The sequence below is a fragment of the Streptomyces sp. NPDC053069 genome, assembly GCF_044546895.1.
In the GTDB taxonomy this organism is placed as follows: Bacteria; Actinomycetota; Actinomycetes; order Streptomycetales; family Streptomycetaceae; genus Streptomyces.
The window spans coordinates 132,645-148,476 of the sequence record NZ_JBITZN010000020.1; the positions used below are offsets into that span (position 1 = coordinate 132,645).

Sequence of the window (15,832 nt, forward strand, 5' to 3'; positions counted from 1 at the left end):
TCCCCCCGTGGTGGCGGACCACGCCTTTCTACGTGGCCGTCGACTCCGGCTCCGTCGGGGCGCCCTCCTTGATGACCTGCCGCAGATCGGTGTACATCCGCAGCCGAACACCGGACTGGCCGACGTCCCGGGTGGTGTGCTCGGCGGTCGAGGTGCCCCACAGGCGGGCGATCGCGGTCTGGAAGGCAAAGACGGTGGCATCGTCACGCAGTAGGACCAGTTCGCCGAACCCCTCTGACCGCGCATGGGTATTGGAGGCCACCATCCGGACAGAGCCGGCCGCCGATCCTCAATAGCAGGAACAGCTCGACAGGCTCCGCCAAATCGCCTCGTACGACCCGGAGCCCCAGACGTGGCATGCCCGTCTCGGTGCGCTCGACCTGGCGGGCATGCAGCTGCTGCAGACCCTCTTCGACGCCGCGCGCGTCCACGGCACCGAGGTGTGCCTCACGCCCGTGGCAGTCCCGGCGTACTGGGACGGCCCTACCTCGGCGCACCGGGCGGCAGCAGGCTGTTTAGCCTGATCAGGTCCTGCGCCGACGCCCCGTACGGGGCACCTTCCCACCCGCTGCGGTACGCCGCGCCTTCTCCCGGGAACCTCTCCTGCGCACCTGACCGACGGAGATAGGAGGTCCCATGTCGCAGGAGGCTGCCGAGGCGGTCGATCCGAAAACCGATGCGGACGAAGAGGCACTGGAGCGTGCCATCGCAGCGGGCCGGTCCGGCGCTCAGCCCGGCGGGACGGACAATTCGAGCCCGAAGAACGCTCTGACCCGGTCCGACGGAAGCCCGGCTGCCCGCAGGCAGCCGAGCGGGGAGTAGGAGGCGCGGCGTGGCGCTGAGGTTCAAGAACAACTACGAGCGTGAAATCTGGACGATGGTCGAGCGGTACCAGCCCAACTGCTCGGCCAGCAGCAACTGGCTGAAGGAGGGCTGGTGGAAGATCGGCCCCGGGGGGACCGCCGTCGTCTACGGCGGTGACGCAAAAGCCGTCAACCCGATCTGGTACTGCTACGCCTACGCGGGCGACGGCACCGAGTGGCGGGACAAATTCCAGGAGACGGTCCCGAACACGGTCTTCGAGTGGTGTTCGAACGTCTCGGACGCGAACTCACGGACGATCCTCATGCTGGAGTTCACCGTGACCACCTCGGACTTCACGTTCAACTTCAACCCGTAGCCGGCAGACCCGGGCGACCGATCGACCCGGGCCACCCGCCCCGCCCCAGGCGGGGCGGGGCGGACGGTCTGGCCGGGCTCGAGTGCGAAGGGGAACGCCGTCGGGAACACGTCAGCCGATGACCGTCCGTGGTGGAAGGGTGTCCGTTTCGTAGCATGAGCAAATGATCAGATCCGTCGAACAGTGTCCCCAGCAGCGGCGCGAGCGGCAGAAGCCCGTGCGCCGTCACCGCCTATTCGCCCTCGGTCTGGTCGGGACCGGCGTGGCGGTTGTCGCGGTGTTCGCATTCCGCGCCGGCTCCGAGGACGCAGCCTCCAGCGGCTCCGCCCAAGCCCACGTGCGGAAGCCCGGGACCACGACGTCCGGTGCGCCGGCGCCGCCGCGCCCTGTCGGCAACGTGCGGATCGCCGCCGTGGGAGACATCGTGATGGGCTCGCTGCCGGACGACCTGCCGCCGGATGGCGGCGCCTCGTTCTTTGACCCCGTCGACGACCTGCTCGCCGGCGATGTGGTGCTGGGGAACCTGGAGGGCACACTCACCACCGGCGGGTCCAGCAAGTGCGACGACAACGACAGCCCGAACTGCTTCGCGTTCCACGCCCCGCCGTCCTACGCCCGCTGGTTCAAGAAGGCCGGGTTCACGGTCCTGAACACGGCGAACAATCACATCGACGACTTCGGGGCCGACGGGCGGCGCGAGACGTTCGCCGCCCTGCGCTCCGTGAACCTGCCGTTCACCGGCCGCCTGGGCCAGATCACCGTCCAGCGGCCACACGGCATCCGGGTCGCGGTGATCGGGTTCGCTCCCGACCAAGGGGCGAACGACCTCACGGACATCCCCGCCGCAAAGCGGCTCACCGCCCGCGCCGCAACGATGGCGGACATCGTGATCGTCATGATGCACGCCGGCGCGGAAGGCTCCGACCGCACCCACGTGGAACCCGGCACCGAGTACTTCCTTGGGGAGGACCGCGGCGACAGCTACCGCTTCAGCCGTGCGGTGATCGACGCCGGCGCCGACCTCGTCGTGGGCAGCGGCCCGCACGTGATGCGGGGAATGGAGTTCTACAAGGGCCGACTGATCGCCTACAGCCTGGGGAACTTCTCCGGCTACAAGGTGCTCGCCCTCGGTGGCACACTCTCCACCAGCGGCGTGCTGCAACTGACCCTCCGCTCCGACGGCACTTATGTGTCCGGGCGCCTGCGCCCGACCCGGATCGTGGAGGCCGGCACACCGGAGCCGGGCGGTGAGGCGATCGATCTCGTCTCCAGCGTGTCGGAGGAGGATTTCGGCTCCCAGGCCGCCCACATCTCGGCCGACGGGACGATCCAGCGCCCATAACCGGGCGCCGGCGCCGGCCCGGCCGTTCCCGGACCAGGGTGTTGGCCGTGGGTGTTGGCCGTACACCTCTGTGAGGTGCCGCCTCTCCGGCGTTTCACCGGGCAGGCCGAGGGAGCGGGTTTCGGCCGGTGTCCGGTTGTGGATCACCTGATGTGGTGGCGATGGGGAGGGCAGATCGTTTCTTTGCGCTTTCATAGCGTTACGTTCCGTGATCGCACGCTGGCTGCCGAAGCCGCCGGTGACGACGGAGGTACCGAGATGAAGAAGGCGTTGACGGGCTTGGCGGCGGCCGGTCTCATCCTTACGGCTGCGGGGACGGCTGCTGCGGCTGGGGGCTCACCGATCCGGACGCTCAAGTTCTAGAGCGCACCCCGCGCGAGCGCGACGACGCCGGGGAGGCGGGCAGGGAACTGCGGCTGCTGCGCTGGGGCCTGGTGCCGTCGTGGGCCAAGGACCTCAAGATCGGCGCACGGATGATCAACGCCCGCGTGGAGACCGTGCACGAAAAACCCGCCTTCCGCCGCGCGTTCCTCAAGCGCCGCTGCCTGCCGCCGGCCGACGGCTTCTACGAGTGGCAGCAGGCCAAGGACCCCGCAAGAGGTATGAGCCGCAAGCAGCCGTTCTTCATCCACCCCGAGGACGACCAGGGGATGGCGCTCGCCGGGCTGTACGAGTACTGGCGCAACCCGGAGGTCAAAGAGGACGACGACCCCACGGCCTGGCTGATGACCTGCACCATCATCACCACCGAAGCCACCGACGCCGCCGGCCGCGTGCACCCCCGCATGCCGCTCGCACTCACCCCCGACCACTACGACACCTGGCTCGACCCCGGCCACCAGGTCCTGCCCCGCCGACCTGACGGCAGGTGCCGACGGCTCACGCCCAACGGCTTGTGGCCCGCCCGGGACGACGTGCGATGGGTCCCGGACAGGCTCCGCTCCCACTCTGCAAGGAAAAGCATCTCGGTGCCCGGAGGTGCGTTCATGTGGCGTAGCGGAGAAGCTCAGCCGTCACTCAGCGTGGCCGCGTCACAGAAGTTGAGCCAGAACCTGAGAAATGCCAGCGGCCGTGGGGCGACCGGTCCTGTAGTCGCATCCACCAGTCGAGGACTGGGCTCGATCACAGCCGGGTGGTCAGCCAGATGGCCACGGCCGCAGTAACGGTGAGCCCGGCGTTGAGTGCGATCCGGCGGTCTTCGCCAGTCAGGTGGACGGCGATCGCGCCGGTCTGCAGGAGTACGAAGCCGATGGCCGCGGCCGTCGCCAGCGAGGGAGCGATACCGGTCAGCGGCGGCAGGATCAGGCCGGTCGCGCCAAGTATTTCGACCGCCCCCAGCGCCCTGAGGGCAGGCAGGGGTATGCGGTCGACCCAGGCCATCATCGGTCGGAGTTGATCGCGGCTGCGGATCACCTTCAGCGTGCCGGCGTAGACGTAGAAGACGGCGAGCAGTCCCGCGACGATCCAATAGGTGATGTCCATGATTCCCGTTCATGGGCCACCGGCTCACGGAGACCCGTTGATTGCGTCGCTTACCAGAAGAGCCACTGGTCAAGGCCCGGGCCGTCATCCGAGGGACCCGGATACCGAAAGGTGGCAACACCACTGTCCTGCCGGTCGAAAGGAGGGTGGCCGTGCCGTGCTGTGCCGTTGGTTTCAGGCGTGGTCTGTGGCGGGCTCGGTCGCGTAGCGGCTCATCGCGTCGATGTTGGCCTGTGGCGTCAGCGGCCGGCCGTCGGCGAGTGCTTCCTGGAGGTCCCGGAAATACTGCACGTACAGATCGGGGGTGAATGTGCTGAGCATGACGGCGGGTTGGTCGGTCAGGTTGGCGAAGGTGTGCGGGGTACCGGGCGGAACCATCACGAGTGTGCCCGTGGCGGCGTCGTGATCCTCGTCCCCCACGGTGAACCGCACGGTGCCGGACAGGACGTAGAAGCCCTCGTCGTGTCGGGCGTGGCGGTGCTGCGGCGGTCCCTGCGTGTGCGGGGCGAGGACGGACTCGGCGATCGCGAGGCGGTGCCCGGTGTGGCTGCCGTCCTCCAGAACCCGCATGCGCGTAGTACCCAGAATGATCATCTCGCCATCGCCGGGACCCATCACCGATACAGCGGGATGGGTCTGCGGCTCGCTGGTCTTCGCTTCTTCGGTCATGCTCACGAGTTCACCGCCGGGTCCCCAGGGCTGTCCAAGACCTGTCCCGCATCGCCGATACCTCGTGGGTATCGTTGCAGCGTGGAGCTACGTACCCTGCGCTACTTCGTAGCGGTCGCCGAGGAACTCCACTTCGGCCGGGCCGCCACCCGGCTGCACATGAGTCAGCCGCCGCTGAGCCGGGCGATCAAGCAGTTGGAGGCCGATGTCGGGGCCTTGCTCTTCGCCCGCTCGCCTGCCGGCGTCACGCTCACTCCGGTGGGCACAGTGCTGCTCGACGAGGCGCGGGCCCTACTCGACCGTGCCGACCGCGTCCGGGTACGCGTGAGCGCGGCGGCTGGCGTCGCGACCATCACCATCGGCATCCTGGGCGACGGCACCGACCCGGGAGTGGCCAGGCTGGCCGCCGCCTACCGCCGACACCACCCCGGCATCGACATCCGCATCCGCGACACCGATTTGACCGACCCAACCTGCGGGCTGCGCGCCGGACTGGTTGACGTCGCGCTGACTCGGGCGCCGTTCGACGTGACTGCCCTGACGGTGCGTGCGCTGCGGACCGATCCGATCGGCGCGGTGCTGCGCGCCGACGATCCGCTGGCCCGCCGCGACGAGCTGCGGCTGGCCGAACTGAGCGACCGCCGCTGGTTCCAGTTCCCGCAGGGCACCGACCCCATCTGGCAGTCGTACTGGAACGGTGGCAGACCGCGCCAGGGACCAGTGGTGCGCGCCGTCCAGGAATGCCTGCAGGCCGTGCTGTGGAACGGCACGGTCGGCCTGGCCCCGCTCGGACACGACCTGCCCGCGGAGCTGGCCGTGGTGCCGCTGATCGACATGCCGCCGAGCCGAGTGGCGGCGGTGTGGAACGAGGGTGACACCAACCCGTTGATCCGATCCTTCATCGAGATCGCGACAACCGCGTACCGCCACTGAGCACCGGCAACCAGTGCTGCCGTAACTCGTGAACAATTCGAACGCCGCAGCCCCAGGGACCACCTCCCCAAGTGGTGAACATTTGCTGTTCCTTCTCGCGTACGGAGCCAGTTCAGCAGAGACAGGCTTTCAAAACCCATCTCTGAACCTCAAACTGTTCACGTATTGCCGTCTGATCAGTCGTGCTCGGTCTCAGGCGGAGTGACCCACGTCGTAGCGTCCTGCTGCGTATCGAGGTCGATGAGCAACCCTTCTTCGGAGACGTTGCTGCCGAGGGCGTTGTTCATGAACACCGACCATTCACGGTCGTTCATCTGCATGCTCATGGCTCCATCCTTCTATGCTGCTCAGGTTCAGAGATGGGTTCTCGAGGTTCCTGACCCTGGTGATCGTCGAAACCTGCGAGGACGACGTGACGGTCGATCACGCGGGCGGTGCCGTAGGCGGAGGCGTTGAGGTAGCTGCCGGCTCGTACGAGGTAGCGGATGTCATGGCCCGGGCGGCCCACAGGAGTATCTGAGCTGCTTCGACAGCCCGGTACGCGGCGTCGACGAGCGCCCCGGAGGAGGGTTCGGCCTACGCATCAGGGGAGGAAGCGGGGTCGGCCGCGCCGGGTGTACGGGGGAGGCCCGGTGAGTGGTCAGCAGCCCGACCCGTGGGCGGATCAGGCGGTGCGCGATGACCTGGCCGCTGTACTGCCGACCACATTCGTCGCGTTCTACAGCAGGCAGCACAAGGCGTATCTGCGGTACGCGCATGTGCAGCTGGACAGCCGTGAGGGTGCCGAGCAGGTCGTCGAAGACGTCTTCGTTCAGTTGGCGCGGGCGTGGGCGCATGTGCTGCAGCAGCCGAATGTCGATGCGTACGCTTGGGCTGCCCTGAAAGAGGAAGTCGGCCGCCGTCTGGAGATACGGGGCCGGACCCTGGCCTTGGTGGAGACGGCCGCGTTCGCCGCCGTGCGCCATGCATCCCGGCCCCGGTTCACCGTCCTGGAGTCCAAGCTGGGGCTGTACGCGGCGATCGCCCGGCTGCCGGAACGTCAGTACGACGTGATTCTGCTGTGCTTCGTGCTCGGCCACCCCATGCGGCGGGTGGCGGAGCTGATGGGCATCTCCTACGGGACGGTCCGAAGTCACCTGCGCGGCGCGCGGCGGCGTCTGTCCCGCGAACTGGGGATCGCATGGGCAGCGGAAGACATGGAAGAGGAGGAAGGATGAGCCGGGGGAGTACCAGGCGCTCGCGTACCGATGAGCGCCACCGACCTCGAAGACCGTGCCCGATGGATCCGTACCGCCAACGGCGCGGCCGACCGCGCCTCGGACGGCATTCGCTGTGCGGTGCCGGCAGCCCTGCATGAGCGCGCCGCACACGAACTGCAGGCCCTGTGCTCGCATGTCGTCCGCGATCCGGCAGCGATCGCCGCGATGGCCCTGCTGGGCGACGACCGGGCCACCATCGAACCCGCCGGCGCTCTGGCATTTGCCTGTCTGCTGTACCTCGCCGACCGGCATGAGGCCGCACAGTTCTGGTGGCAGTTCGCCGTCGGCGCCGACTCCTCCACCGCCGCCCACTGCCTGTACTTGCACCACCTGCAGCACAGTGAACTCCGCGACGCCACGCTCTGGTACGACCAGACGCAGGAACTGCGCCGACTGGACAAGAACCCGATACTGCAGGTCACGCCATTGCAACGGCAGGACAACGAGTGGCCGTGGTCCCCGCGGACCGTGACCTTCCTGACCGTGTACGAAGTCGACGACGCGGCAGCGGGCCTCGATGACGCCGGCACGCCGCTGCTGGTGGTGCCGCTGTCCGAGTCCCTTGCCGAGGCCGTACGGCGGCTGGAGGTCGACAGTGATGTCGACTACGGCACCATCCCCAAACTGGATCCCGATCTAGCAGCAGAACTGGAGGACTGCGTCGTCTCAGGAAGCTGACGAAGCCAGCGTGGCGGACCCAGGGGAGAGGGCGTTGCTTCGCTACGCTGTTGTGCGATGGCCGCTGCTGCGTCGGCCCGTGTGAGCCTCTGACCGGTCCCGTGGTCCACCAGGGGCGTTGAACCCCAGGTGCCTGCGCATCAATGCCAGCGTTTTCCCGGCATGGTCACTCGTTGAGCGACGGCGCGTACGGGACCACGGGCCTGACGCGTCGGAACGGAAGACGCCGTGGTTCGTAACCACGCCCGCAAGGCCGATGCCCGCCGCAGCACCCTGCATCCCGGCGCCGGCCCGCGCTGGCGAAGGTCGGATTCCCGCACTCCGGGCAGGTCAGCTGTCGGAGCGTGCGGCGGTCGCCTCGCATGTAGGCAGCGCCGAGGATGCCCAGCAGCGCGTAGCGCCGCTCCTCGACCCGCCGGTCCCTGTACGCCTGGGCACGGCAAGTGTCGTCGCAGTACCGGAGCTGCGGCTGCGCGCTCCTGGGAAGCCGGGCACCGCAGCACGCACAGAAGCGGGCACGGGTCATGTCTTCGGGATCGCTCCGTGCCCGGCGAGCCGACGGAGCACCGTTGGCGCCTTCAAAACCAAGGAGCTTCCGACCTGGGAGACGGTCGAAGGCCTTCGCCGTTCCGCTGGTCCCCGGCGCCTTCGGATCGAAGGGCCAGGACCGAAACCTACTGACGGGTTACTTGTTCTCTGGTGCCCGAGCTAGGACTCCGGGGCCGAGACGTAGAGAACTTGCTGATCAAGCCCGTGATCGTTCTCACCGGGATTTCCTGTACCTCAACTACTCACACCCGGGTCCGCTCATCGATGATCCAGATCATTTCCTCACTCACGCAAAGGGGCGCCCCCTGGTTCTCGGGGGCGGGCTCGGCATCGTGCCCTGTCAGCCATGCAGCGCGGGAGCCACACGTCGAACCATTCGTCACCGTTTCCTGGCGCGGTCGTTGGGAGAGCGGTGGTCTTTGTCCGTGTGCGCAGGAGTGATCATGGTGTCGCAGGGCGATCTTGCGGGGTGGGATCAGGGTGGGGCGGGTTACGAATTCGTGGCGCCGGGCCGCGATTGCGGCGTCCCTGGCGGGGTCCTTGGCGCTGAGCGGGATGAGCGAAGGTGCGGGCCTGGCCACGGCGGCGGACCCGACGGTGACCGTGTTCAAGAACGTTCTGTCGTCGAAGGGATACCAGGACATCCCGGGCGCGAGCGTGCGGATCACGGCCGAGCCCGGGCAGCGGTTCGTCGTATCCGCCAACCGGTTCTCCATGAGCCTCGACCAGCGGTTGCCCACCGGTAAGAACCTGGGGACGACCACGGGGCTGTTCTGCCCAGAAGGCCCTCGTCCGAACGGGACCCACTACGGCACCAACTTCGCTCCCGGCATCAACGACCGCATCGCTCCCGTCGTCCGGTGGGTCTTCGAGGCTCCGCACCGGTCGGGGACGCGCGCCTACACCTGTCGGGTGGCTGTCAGTTTCTACACGGGTCCCAGTCTCGTGGGTCGGTACGACGCACGAGTCACCTCGCCTACTGGGTCGGTGCGGCCGCACGCCGTGGGCGTGTATGCGGGGGCGGAGCAGTGGGTTCTGCCAGCTCCTCGGGATCCGCGGCAGAACGTGTGGGGGACGGTGCGGCGCGGTGCGGTGGCCTCAGTGCTCGAGCACCGCCTCGGGCCAGTCTCTTCCCGGCCTCGGATCGCAATCCGCCTGGATGCACAGCTGACCACGTGCAAACCGCAGAGCAGTTACCACGTGTGCCGAGGACTGGGGAGCGCGTACTACAGCGATGTGTCCACGTGGGTTGAGGCACAGCCCCTGCACTCGAGCGGCGGGGTCTGCGGCGCTCCGCTGCGCGGGCCGGGGAGCTTGGTGCGGATCTCCACGCATGAGCATCACCGGACCATGCCGAATTCCCTTGAACTGGAAAAGGCCGCTCTGCCGCGTGGCTGTGGTCGGCTCCTTGTGTCGCTCAAGGTGCGTGTAGGTGGGGGCAGCGCTGTGGTGGTGCATGGCGGCTCCGCGTCGGCGGGGGGCGTCTCGACGGCGTACTCCCACGGGTACGCGTACGAGTACAGCCCTGGCGACCCCACTCCGGGCGATCGCTGAGGCTGTGGAAGGTAGCGGGATGTCCCCGCTGGGAGCGGTTCGGGAGGGAGAACCGCTCCCAGCCGGACGGGCGCGCCGGAGCCGGGAGAGCAGCCGCGGCGCGCTGTCACGGGGTTCCGCCAGGGCAGCTACAGCGGCGGATTGTCAGGCGATGAGCTTGCCCTTGAGCCGGACATCGACGTAGTGCGGCGCAACATCGCCGTAGACCCGCACGGTCACCGTGTTACTGGTCTGGTTGGTCCAGACGGTCTGCTCCTTCGCGCCCGGGTTCACCGAGCCGGAGTCGCCGAGACGGTTGCTGTTGCCGTCGTAGGCGACGAAGGTCGTCTTGTACCCGCCCGAGGAGTCAAGAGTGACCCGCAGTGTCTGGTTGGGCGCGACCTGCATCCAGCCGACGGTCGCGCCATCCTCCCACTTGCTCACTTCCACGTTGAAGGAAGCGACGGCGGCCGGGGCGAGAACGGCGTGTCGTGCCTGTTGGGGGCGCGCGGCGTCAGGTACGGCCGAGGCGCTGCCGACCTGGACCAGTCCGAGGCTGGCGGCGGCGGTGAGAAGAGCTGCCAGGCAGCTTGGGATTGCTCGCATGAGTCTCTCCTGTGCTGGGAGCGCGAAGTGCGCCGAGTGATCGGTGAGGGGCGGGTGGCACGGCCCGCCGGTGGCCGGCAGGTGGCGTTGTCCGCTGCGACCGATGTTTCGGCCAGTGGCATCCGGGCCGGAAGCGGTTGCCCGTTTCCTGCTGGTCGAGATACCTGGAAACCCACTACGACCTGCGGTTCTTGTTGATGGAGGGGTGACAGGAAGGTCGTCACCATCCAGCACGGACCTCGTTGAATGCAGCAAGCAGGACGGATGTACGGGGCGGGTGAACGGGAGGGCCTGTGGGGGAGGCACGGAGCGACGGCGCCACCTTTGGAACGGAGCTGCGGCGGCTACGTACGGCGGCAGGGATGTCGCTGGCAGAGCTCGCCAGGGAACTGGGCACGGGCAAGGGCTACCTGAGCCGACTGGAGCGCGGGCTTCAGCGGCCGAGTGAGCCGTTCGCCCGAGCCTGTGACAAGGCGCTCGGCGCCGACGGGGCTCTGCTGGAGCTGGCGGCGGGCCCCGGTGCCGGGGTGTGCCCGTATCCCGGCCTGACGTCGTTTCGAACCGAGGACGCCGCGTGGTTCTTCGGACGTGACCGGGCGGTTGCCGATCTGCTGGGGCTGCTGGCCGACCCGAGTACAGCCGGTCACCCGGCGATCGTGCTCGGCCCGTCCGGGATCGGCAAGTCGTCGCTACTGCGGGCTGGACTGGCTCGCGCTGTCCTCGACGGCGGGCTGCCCGCCCGGGTGCCAGGCGCACCGGACGTGCTGTATCTGACGCCCACGCAACGGCCGATGACTGAGCTGACGACTCGTGAAAATACGCGACCGCTCGACTCGTACGCCCTGGTGATCGTGGACCAGTTCGAGGAACTGTTCACTCTCTGTGAAGACCTGGCGGAGCGAGAGGCATTCATCGCCGACGTGTGCCAACGGTCCGCCGCCGGGCTGCCTGTGGCACTCGGGCTCCGTGCCGATTTCTATGGGCATTGCCTGGCCCACCCGCCCCTGCTCGCCGCGCTCCAGGCACGGGCACTGCCGCTGGGGCCGATGACCACGGCGGGGCTACGCCGGGCGATCACCGAGCCGGCCGCCGCCGAGGGCCTCACTCTGGAGCCGGGGTTGGCCGAGGTGCTGCTGCGCGATCTGGGCACCGCTCCAGGCTCCGGGACCGATCCATGCGCGGCCGGTGCGCTGCCCCTGCTCTCCCACGCTCTGCGCACCACCTGGCAGCACCGCACGGACGGCGTGCTCACAGTCGGTGGTTATGAACGCGCCGGTGGCATCCACGGCGCCGTGGCCACCACCGCCGAACGCGCCTACGCACGTCTGTCACCAGCCCAGCAGGAAGCCGCTCGCAGGGTGTTGCTGGGCCTGGTCCGGGTAGGCGAGGGTACCGACGACACCCGTCGTCGTATGGACCGCAGCTCGCTGGCGGCCGAGCCGGTGGTGGAGGAGTTCACCCGGGCCCGGCTGCTGACCGCCGACGCAGAGCACGTGGAGATCAGCCATGAGGCCCTGCTGCACGCGTGGCCACGACTACGGGGGTGGATCGACGCCGACCGTGCCGGGCTCATCGTGCGCCAGCAGCTCATGGACGCGGCCACGGCCTGGGAAGCCGAGAACCGCGACGACAGCCTGCTGTACCGGGGCAGCCGACTGGCAGGCGCAGACGCATGGGCGGCCTGCCACCCCGAACAGACGGGGCACCTGATGGCTGCCTTTCTCAGCGCGAGCCGCCACCATCAGCAGCGCGGCGCGCGCCGATTGCACCGTCTGGTCGCCGCCCTCGCCGCGCTCTCCCTCGCCGCCACGGCCGCGCTGGTCTTCGCCGTGTTCAAGGAGCGCGAGGCCACGCATGAGCGCAACGCGGCCACATCGGCCCGACTGGCCACCCAGGCCGACTCTGTCCGACCGTACGACCCGGCCCTGTCCATGCAACTCTCCCTCGCCGCCTACCGCACCGCGGACACTGTGGAGGCCCGCGGCGCGGTGCTCAGCTCCTCGTCAGGCCCCTACGCCACCCGGTACCTCGGTGGCGGAACGCAGACCACGGCATCGGGCATGAGTTCCGACGAAACTGTGCTGGCCGCTGCGACGAAGGACGGGCAGATCACCCTGTGGAACGCAGCGCGACCGAACGAACACGTCACCTTCCAGGCGGGATACCGACCGCGTCGGGCGAGCTGCCCAACCCTCTCGAACTGCCCGCTCCTGCGGCCCGTGGTCACCGGGCTCGCCTTCCATCCGCGCACCGTCCTCGCTGTCGTCACCGAGACCGCCCCCCTACGACTGTGGGACGTCCGGGACCCGTGGCACCGCGGAGCGCCCGTCGATCTGCCAGGCTCCACAGGCACGACGGCCATCGCCTTCAGCGCGGACGGCACCCGTCTCCTCACCGGAGACGCACAGGGATACGTCACGCTCTGGGACGCAACTCACCCCCAGGCCCCCGCCCGTCTCAATCGGTGGCGCGGCCACAGCGGCAGGATCCTCGATGTCGCCCTGAGCCGCGACGGGCGCACAGCGGCCACCGTCGGCGGGGACCGGACGGCCCTCGTCTGGGACCTTCGCGACACGACACATCAAGAACACCCGGATGAACCGGATCGACACAAGGTGCCGCTACCACGCTCGGAGTTCGACGCGGTCGCCCTGAGTCCCGACGCCCGCACACTCGGCGTGACAGCCTACGAGGGCACCTCCTCCCCGCTGTGGCTGGCGGATGTGACGTCTGACGGGCATGTGGGACCTCCGAAGAAGGCAGGCGCGCTGAACGCCACGTTCCTTCAGCTGGCCTTCGGCCCCGACGGGAAGACACTGGCCACGGCAACGAACGAGCGGGAAGTGGTGCTCTGGGACGTTGCTGACCGCCGTCGCGCGACGACACTGCCACAGACCGCACCGATCTCCGGCATCGCCATCGCTGCCAACGGAACAACGCTGGCAGTCGGCACCGATGACGGATCCGTCCACCTCTGGCAGCCATTGCCCAACCTCACCGGCCACAAGGAGCTGATCAGCCGGCTCTCCGCCAGCCGTGATCACGGACTGTTGATCACCGCCAGCATGGACACCACGGCACGACTGTGGGACGCTTCCGGGCCCGGCACCCCGGTGCCTCTGGGGCGCGTGGCCTGTCGGGGCCGCCCGCTGAAGAGCGCGGCCTTCAGCCCGGACGGCCGCACGGTCGCTGTCGGCGCCTACGGCAGAGGAGACCCCCACAAGGAGACACCGTTCTGTCTCTGGGACATCAGCAACCCCCGACAGCCCGAACTCCTCGGTGGCGAGGAGGGACACGGACTCAACAGCATCGTGGCCATGGCGTTCAGCAACGACGGCGGCATCCTGGCCACCGGAGGCAACGACGGCCGAGTTCTCCTCTGGGACGTCACGCGTCCCGAAAATCCGTCCAAACGCAACAGCATCGGCAGCAACGCGGAATTCGAGGACGTCATCAGCCTCACCTTCCTCGACGGCCGGGAGACCATCGTGATCGGTACTGTGAGCGCCGGCGCCCAGCTCTGGAACCTCTCCAGCCGCTCCCCTCACCGCATCACCCGACTTCCGGGTCCCACCGGCGCCGTAGGTGATCTGGCCGTCACCAAGTCACCTACGACAGGAAGGACGCTTCTCGCCGCGGCGGGCCACGACCGCAACGCCTACCTCTGGGATGCCACCGAAGTCCGCCGACCCGCGCTCCTGCACACAATCTCAGGCCACGCGAGGCCCGTTCTGCGCGTCGACTTCAGCCCGGACAGCCGTCGCCTGCTCACCTCCACCGGCGAGGAAGGTGGTGCCGTGCGCCTTTGGAACGTAGATCGTCCGCAAGGCCCCACGCTGATCGCCACATTGAAAGGACCGATCACCGAGGCGGCGTTCACCGGCCGCGGCATGATCGCTGCCGTCACAGACGACCAGACCGTACGCACCTGGCGAACCGACGCGAAGACCTTCGCTGCCGAGATCTGCCGACTTGCCGGAGCGGCACTCTCCACACGGGAGCGTCAGCTCTACCTCGCTCCACGTCATGGAGCACCATGCGGCCGATGATCTACGCCAGCGATGGGGGGCTCCACACTCTTGATCCGTTCATGTATCGGTCCCGTGCTGAACGCCGACGGCGGGCTGGAGATCCACTGCGGTGCGGGTGAGCCGACGCCGCTCGTGACCGGCCTGCGCCCCCCTGGTGCCTGATCTGTTCGAGGTAGCCGCAGAATCGCCGCTACGAGAAACGCCCCCTAATGGGCCAATATCATCAAGAATCCTTCCATAGCGGTACAAGATTCCCGTGTCAGAGCGCTACAACTGGGACGGGTCCCTCAAAGAGGAGTACCGCGGCGGCACGCTGGGGTTCAGCGCCGCGCGGACCATGTGGCTGCACCGGGAAAACCACACCGCGACGCTGCGGCGCGATGCCCTGACCCGATGTCGGTACTGCGGGCTCCTGATGGAGTACTTCACCTGTTACGACCAGAAGCGCCTTCCTGTGGTGCCCAAGCTCATCCGGGCCGCTGCCGTTCCCGCCTGGATGCGGTGGCACGTCATGAGCGGCGTCGCGTTTCTTCCGGAGACGGCGGGAGCAGCCACTGCTATGTACCGCACCCCGCGTTCTGCCCGAGGGTTGAGCACGAGGATGACGATCTGTCGCTCGCAGAGGCGCGAGCGGCCTTCCGCAAGAAGTCCGACGAGCTCATCACGTCCGGCCAGTTCATCCCCGACCTCGCGCCCGCCCGCTGCGAGGACGAGGTGGCCGAACAGTACGTCCAGGACGTCGGGGACGTCCGGCACGTGATCGCCTACGGCCGCACGCTGTGGCTGGCACCCTCCAGCATCGACACCCTCCAGTGTGTGGCGCGCGCGGACAGCACGGGGGAGAGGTGCCGCAACCTCGTGTGGACGCAGGACGGCTCCTGGGAGGAGATGGAGATCCCTACGCGCCGGGGCGCGCCGGGCAGCAGGTGCTGTGGGCAGGGCTGACGATGTGGGTGTTCGCCCTGCACACGCTCTACCCAGACGAGTTCAGCCGGTGGATGAAGCAGCGCTGCCCATCGCACGACCCCGGCTACATCCCTGACGCTGTGCCACCGCAGTGGGTGCACTTTGATCCGCTGCGGCATGACGCGCACATCGTGCGGCAGCGGCCCCCTGGCGTTGAGGTGCGGGACACGGAAAGCGTGGTGGCCGGCCTGCGCCTGGGCCCGAGGCGGACAGAGTGCGCCACGCCGGGGTGCGGCAACGGGAACGTCTCGCAGGTCCCCGAGGGGTGGGTCTGCTCCTTCTGCCAGCGTAGGCGGGAGCGCCCGCGACCGTACGCATCAGAAGTGGGTCTGACCCCCAAGATGGGAACACTCCGTAATTTGCCGCTACTCTACGCGTCGACACTGAGTGAGATCACGAGGGTGGTATGGCCCGTTCCTCCTCACACCGGCGCGAATCTCCCACGCCGGACGACCAGATGGCGCTGTTCGCCTCGGCTACCCCACCGCCAGCCCCGGCGACGCAGCTGCCACCGAACGCCGCGCTGCGGGCAGTTGATCACGCTGATCGCGTCGCGCTCAGGTCTCGGATTCAAGGAGACCAACAACCGGCTGAACCAGCGACT

The 15,832-nt window shown here is 68.2% G+C and carries 14 protein-coding genes and 2 pseudogenes; 11 read left to right on the top strand and 5 right to left on the bottom strand.

The window, feature by feature from the left end; genetic code table 11:
* Positions 1–28: 28 nt before the first annotated feature.
* Positions 29–265: a DUF6207 family protein gene (locus tag ACIGXP_RS35500; protein ID WP_399775495.1), complete on the bottom strand. Its 237-nt coding sequence runs from the start codon at positions 263–265 to the stop codon at positions 29–31.
* A gap of 567 nt (positions 266–832) precedes the next feature.
* Here ACIGXP_RS35500 and ACIGXP_RS35505 point away from each other — a divergent pair.
* The 3 genes and pseudogenes from ACIGXP_RS35505 to ACIGXP_RS35515 all read left to right on the top strand — a co-directional run.
* Positions 833–1,180, top strand: coding sequence for a hypothetical protein (locus tag ACIGXP_RS35505; RefSeq protein WP_399775497.1), 348 nt, complete (start codon positions 833–835; stop codon positions 1,178–1,180).
* Between the two features lie 163 nt (positions 1,181–1,343).
* Entirely contained in the window at positions 1,344–2,522 is a 1,179-nt protein-coding gene (locus ACIGXP_RS35510; protein WP_399775499.1) for a CapA family protein, read from the top strand.
* 338 nt (positions 2,523–2,860) lie between these two features.
* Positions 2,861–3,364, top strand: a pseudogene (locus ACIGXP_RS35515) (SOS response-associated peptidase); the annotation flags it as partial.
* Between the two features lie 280 nt (positions 3,365–3,644).
* Here ACIGXP_RS35515 and ACIGXP_RS35520 read toward each other — a convergent pair.
* Positions 3,645–4,004, bottom strand: coding sequence for a DoxX family protein (locus tag ACIGXP_RS35520; protein WP_399775501.1), 360 nt, complete (start codon positions 4,002–4,004; stop codon positions 3,645–3,647).
* A gap of 174 nt (positions 4,005–4,178) precedes the next feature.
* Entirely contained in the window at positions 4,179–4,673 is a 495-nt protein-coding gene (locus ACIGXP_RS35525; protein ID WP_399775503.1) for a cupin domain-containing protein, read from the bottom strand.
* Positions 4,674–4,769: 96 nt separating this feature from the next.
* Between ACIGXP_RS35525 and ACIGXP_RS35530 the strand changes: the two genes are divergently transcribed.
* Positions 4,770–5,606 (top strand): LysR family transcriptional regulator, encoded by an 837-nt coding sequence (locus ACIGXP_RS35530; protein ID WP_399775566.1) that lies wholly within the window; start codon positions 4,770–4,772, stop codon positions 5,604–5,606.
* A 176-nt stretch (positions 5,607–5,782) separates the two neighbouring features.
* On the opposite strand, the gene ACIGXP_RS35535 is transcribed toward ACIGXP_RS35530, so the two are convergent.
* Positions 5,783–5,932, bottom strand: a complete 150-nt coding sequence (locus tag ACIGXP_RS35535; RefSeq protein WP_399775505.1) for a hypothetical protein — start codon at positions 5,930–5,932, stop codon at positions 5,783–5,785.
* A 14-nt stretch (positions 5,933–5,946) separates the two neighbouring features.
* Here ACIGXP_RS35535 and ACIGXP_RS35540 point away from each other — a divergent pair, with 14 nt between their 5' ends.
* The 4 genes from ACIGXP_RS35540 (at position 5,947) to ACIGXP_RS35555 (ending at position 9,646) form a co-directional block, all read left to right on the top strand.
* Complete coding sequence (locus ACIGXP_RS35540; protein WP_399775507.1) at positions 5,947–6,126, top strand: hypothetical protein; 180 nt, start codon at positions 5,947–5,949, stop codon at positions 6,124–6,126.
* A gap of 151 nt (positions 6,127–6,277) precedes the next feature.
* Positions 6,278–6,823, top strand: coding sequence for an RNA polymerase sigma factor (locus ACIGXP_RS35545; RefSeq protein ID WP_399775509.1), 546 nt, complete (start codon positions 6,278–6,280; stop codon positions 6,821–6,823).
* 30 nt (positions 6,824–6,853) lie between these two features.
* Positions 6,854–7,543: a hypothetical protein gene (locus ACIGXP_RS35550; protein ID WP_399775511.1), complete on the top strand. Its 690-nt coding sequence runs from the start codon at positions 6,854–6,856 to the stop codon at positions 7,541–7,543.
* A gap of 1,146 nt (positions 7,544–8,689) precedes the next feature.
* Positions 8,690–9,646: a hypothetical protein gene (locus ACIGXP_RS35555; RefSeq protein ID WP_399775512.1), complete on the top strand. Its 957-nt coding sequence runs from the start codon at positions 8,690–8,692 to the stop codon at positions 9,644–9,646.
* 144 nt (positions 9,647–9,790) lie between these two features.
* On the opposite strand, the gene ACIGXP_RS35560 is transcribed toward ACIGXP_RS35555, so the two are convergent.
* Positions 9,791–10,231, bottom strand: a complete 441-nt coding sequence (locus ACIGXP_RS35560; protein ID WP_399775514.1) for a hypothetical protein — start codon at positions 10,229–10,231, stop codon at positions 9,791–9,793.
* Positions 10,232–10,524: 293 nt separating this feature from the next.
* On the opposite strand from ACIGXP_RS35560, the gene ACIGXP_RS35565 reads away from it, so the two are divergent.
* The 3 genes and pseudogenes from ACIGXP_RS35565 to ACIGXP_RS35575 all read left to right on the top strand — a co-directional run bounded on the left by ACIGXP_RS35565 (position 10,525) and on the right by ACIGXP_RS35575 (position 15,207).
* Positions 10,525–14,280 carry a helix-turn-helix domain-containing protein gene (locus ACIGXP_RS35565; RefSeq protein WP_399775515.1) on the top strand — a complete coding sequence of 1,252 codons (3,756 nt, stop codon included), beginning with the start codon at positions 10,525–10,527 and terminating at the stop codon, positions 14,278–14,280.
* Between the two features lie 319 nt (positions 14,281–14,599).
* A pseudogene (locus tag ACIGXP_RS35570) lies at positions 14,600–14,734 on the top strand (hypothetical protein); the annotation flags it as partial.
* Between the two features lie 29 nt (positions 14,735–14,763).
* Entirely contained in the window at positions 14,764–15,207 is a 444-nt protein-coding gene (locus tag ACIGXP_RS35575; protein WP_399775574.1) for a hypothetical protein, read from the top strand.
* Positions 15,208–15,832: the final 625 nt, after the last annotated feature.

Coding starts and splice junctions, on each gene's coding strand:
- ACIGXP_RS35540 (WP_399775507.1), top strand. CDS start 5,947: ATGCTGCTCAGGTTCAGAGATGGGTTCTCGAGGTTCCTGACCCTGGTG.
- ACIGXP_RS35520 (WP_399775501.1), bottom strand. CDS start 4,004: ATGGACATCACCTATTGGATCGTCGCGGGACTGCTCGCCGTCTTCTAC.
- ACIGXP_RS35535 (WP_399775505.1), bottom strand. CDS start 5,932: ATGAGCATGCAGATGAACGACCGTGAATGGTCGGTGTTCATGAACAAC.
- ACIGXP_RS35560 (WP_399775514.1), bottom strand. CDS start 10,231: ATGCGAGCAATCCCAAGCTGCCTGGCAGCTCTTCTCACCGCCGCCGCC.
- ACIGXP_RS35510 (WP_399775499.1), top strand. CDS start 1,344: ATGATCAGATCCGTCGAACAGTGTCCCCAGCAGCGGCGCGAGCGGCAG.
- ACIGXP_RS35500 (WP_399775495.1), bottom strand. CDS start 265: ATGGTGGCCTCCAATACCCATGCGCGGTCAGAGGGGTTCGGCGAACTG.
- ACIGXP_RS35525 (WP_399775503.1), bottom strand. CDS start 4,673: ATGACCGAAGAAGCGAAGACCAGCGAGCCGCAGACCCATCCCGCTGTA.
- ACIGXP_RS35550 (WP_399775511.1), top strand. CDS start 6,854: ATGAGCGCCACCGACCTCGAAGACCGTGCCCGATGGATCCGTACCGCC.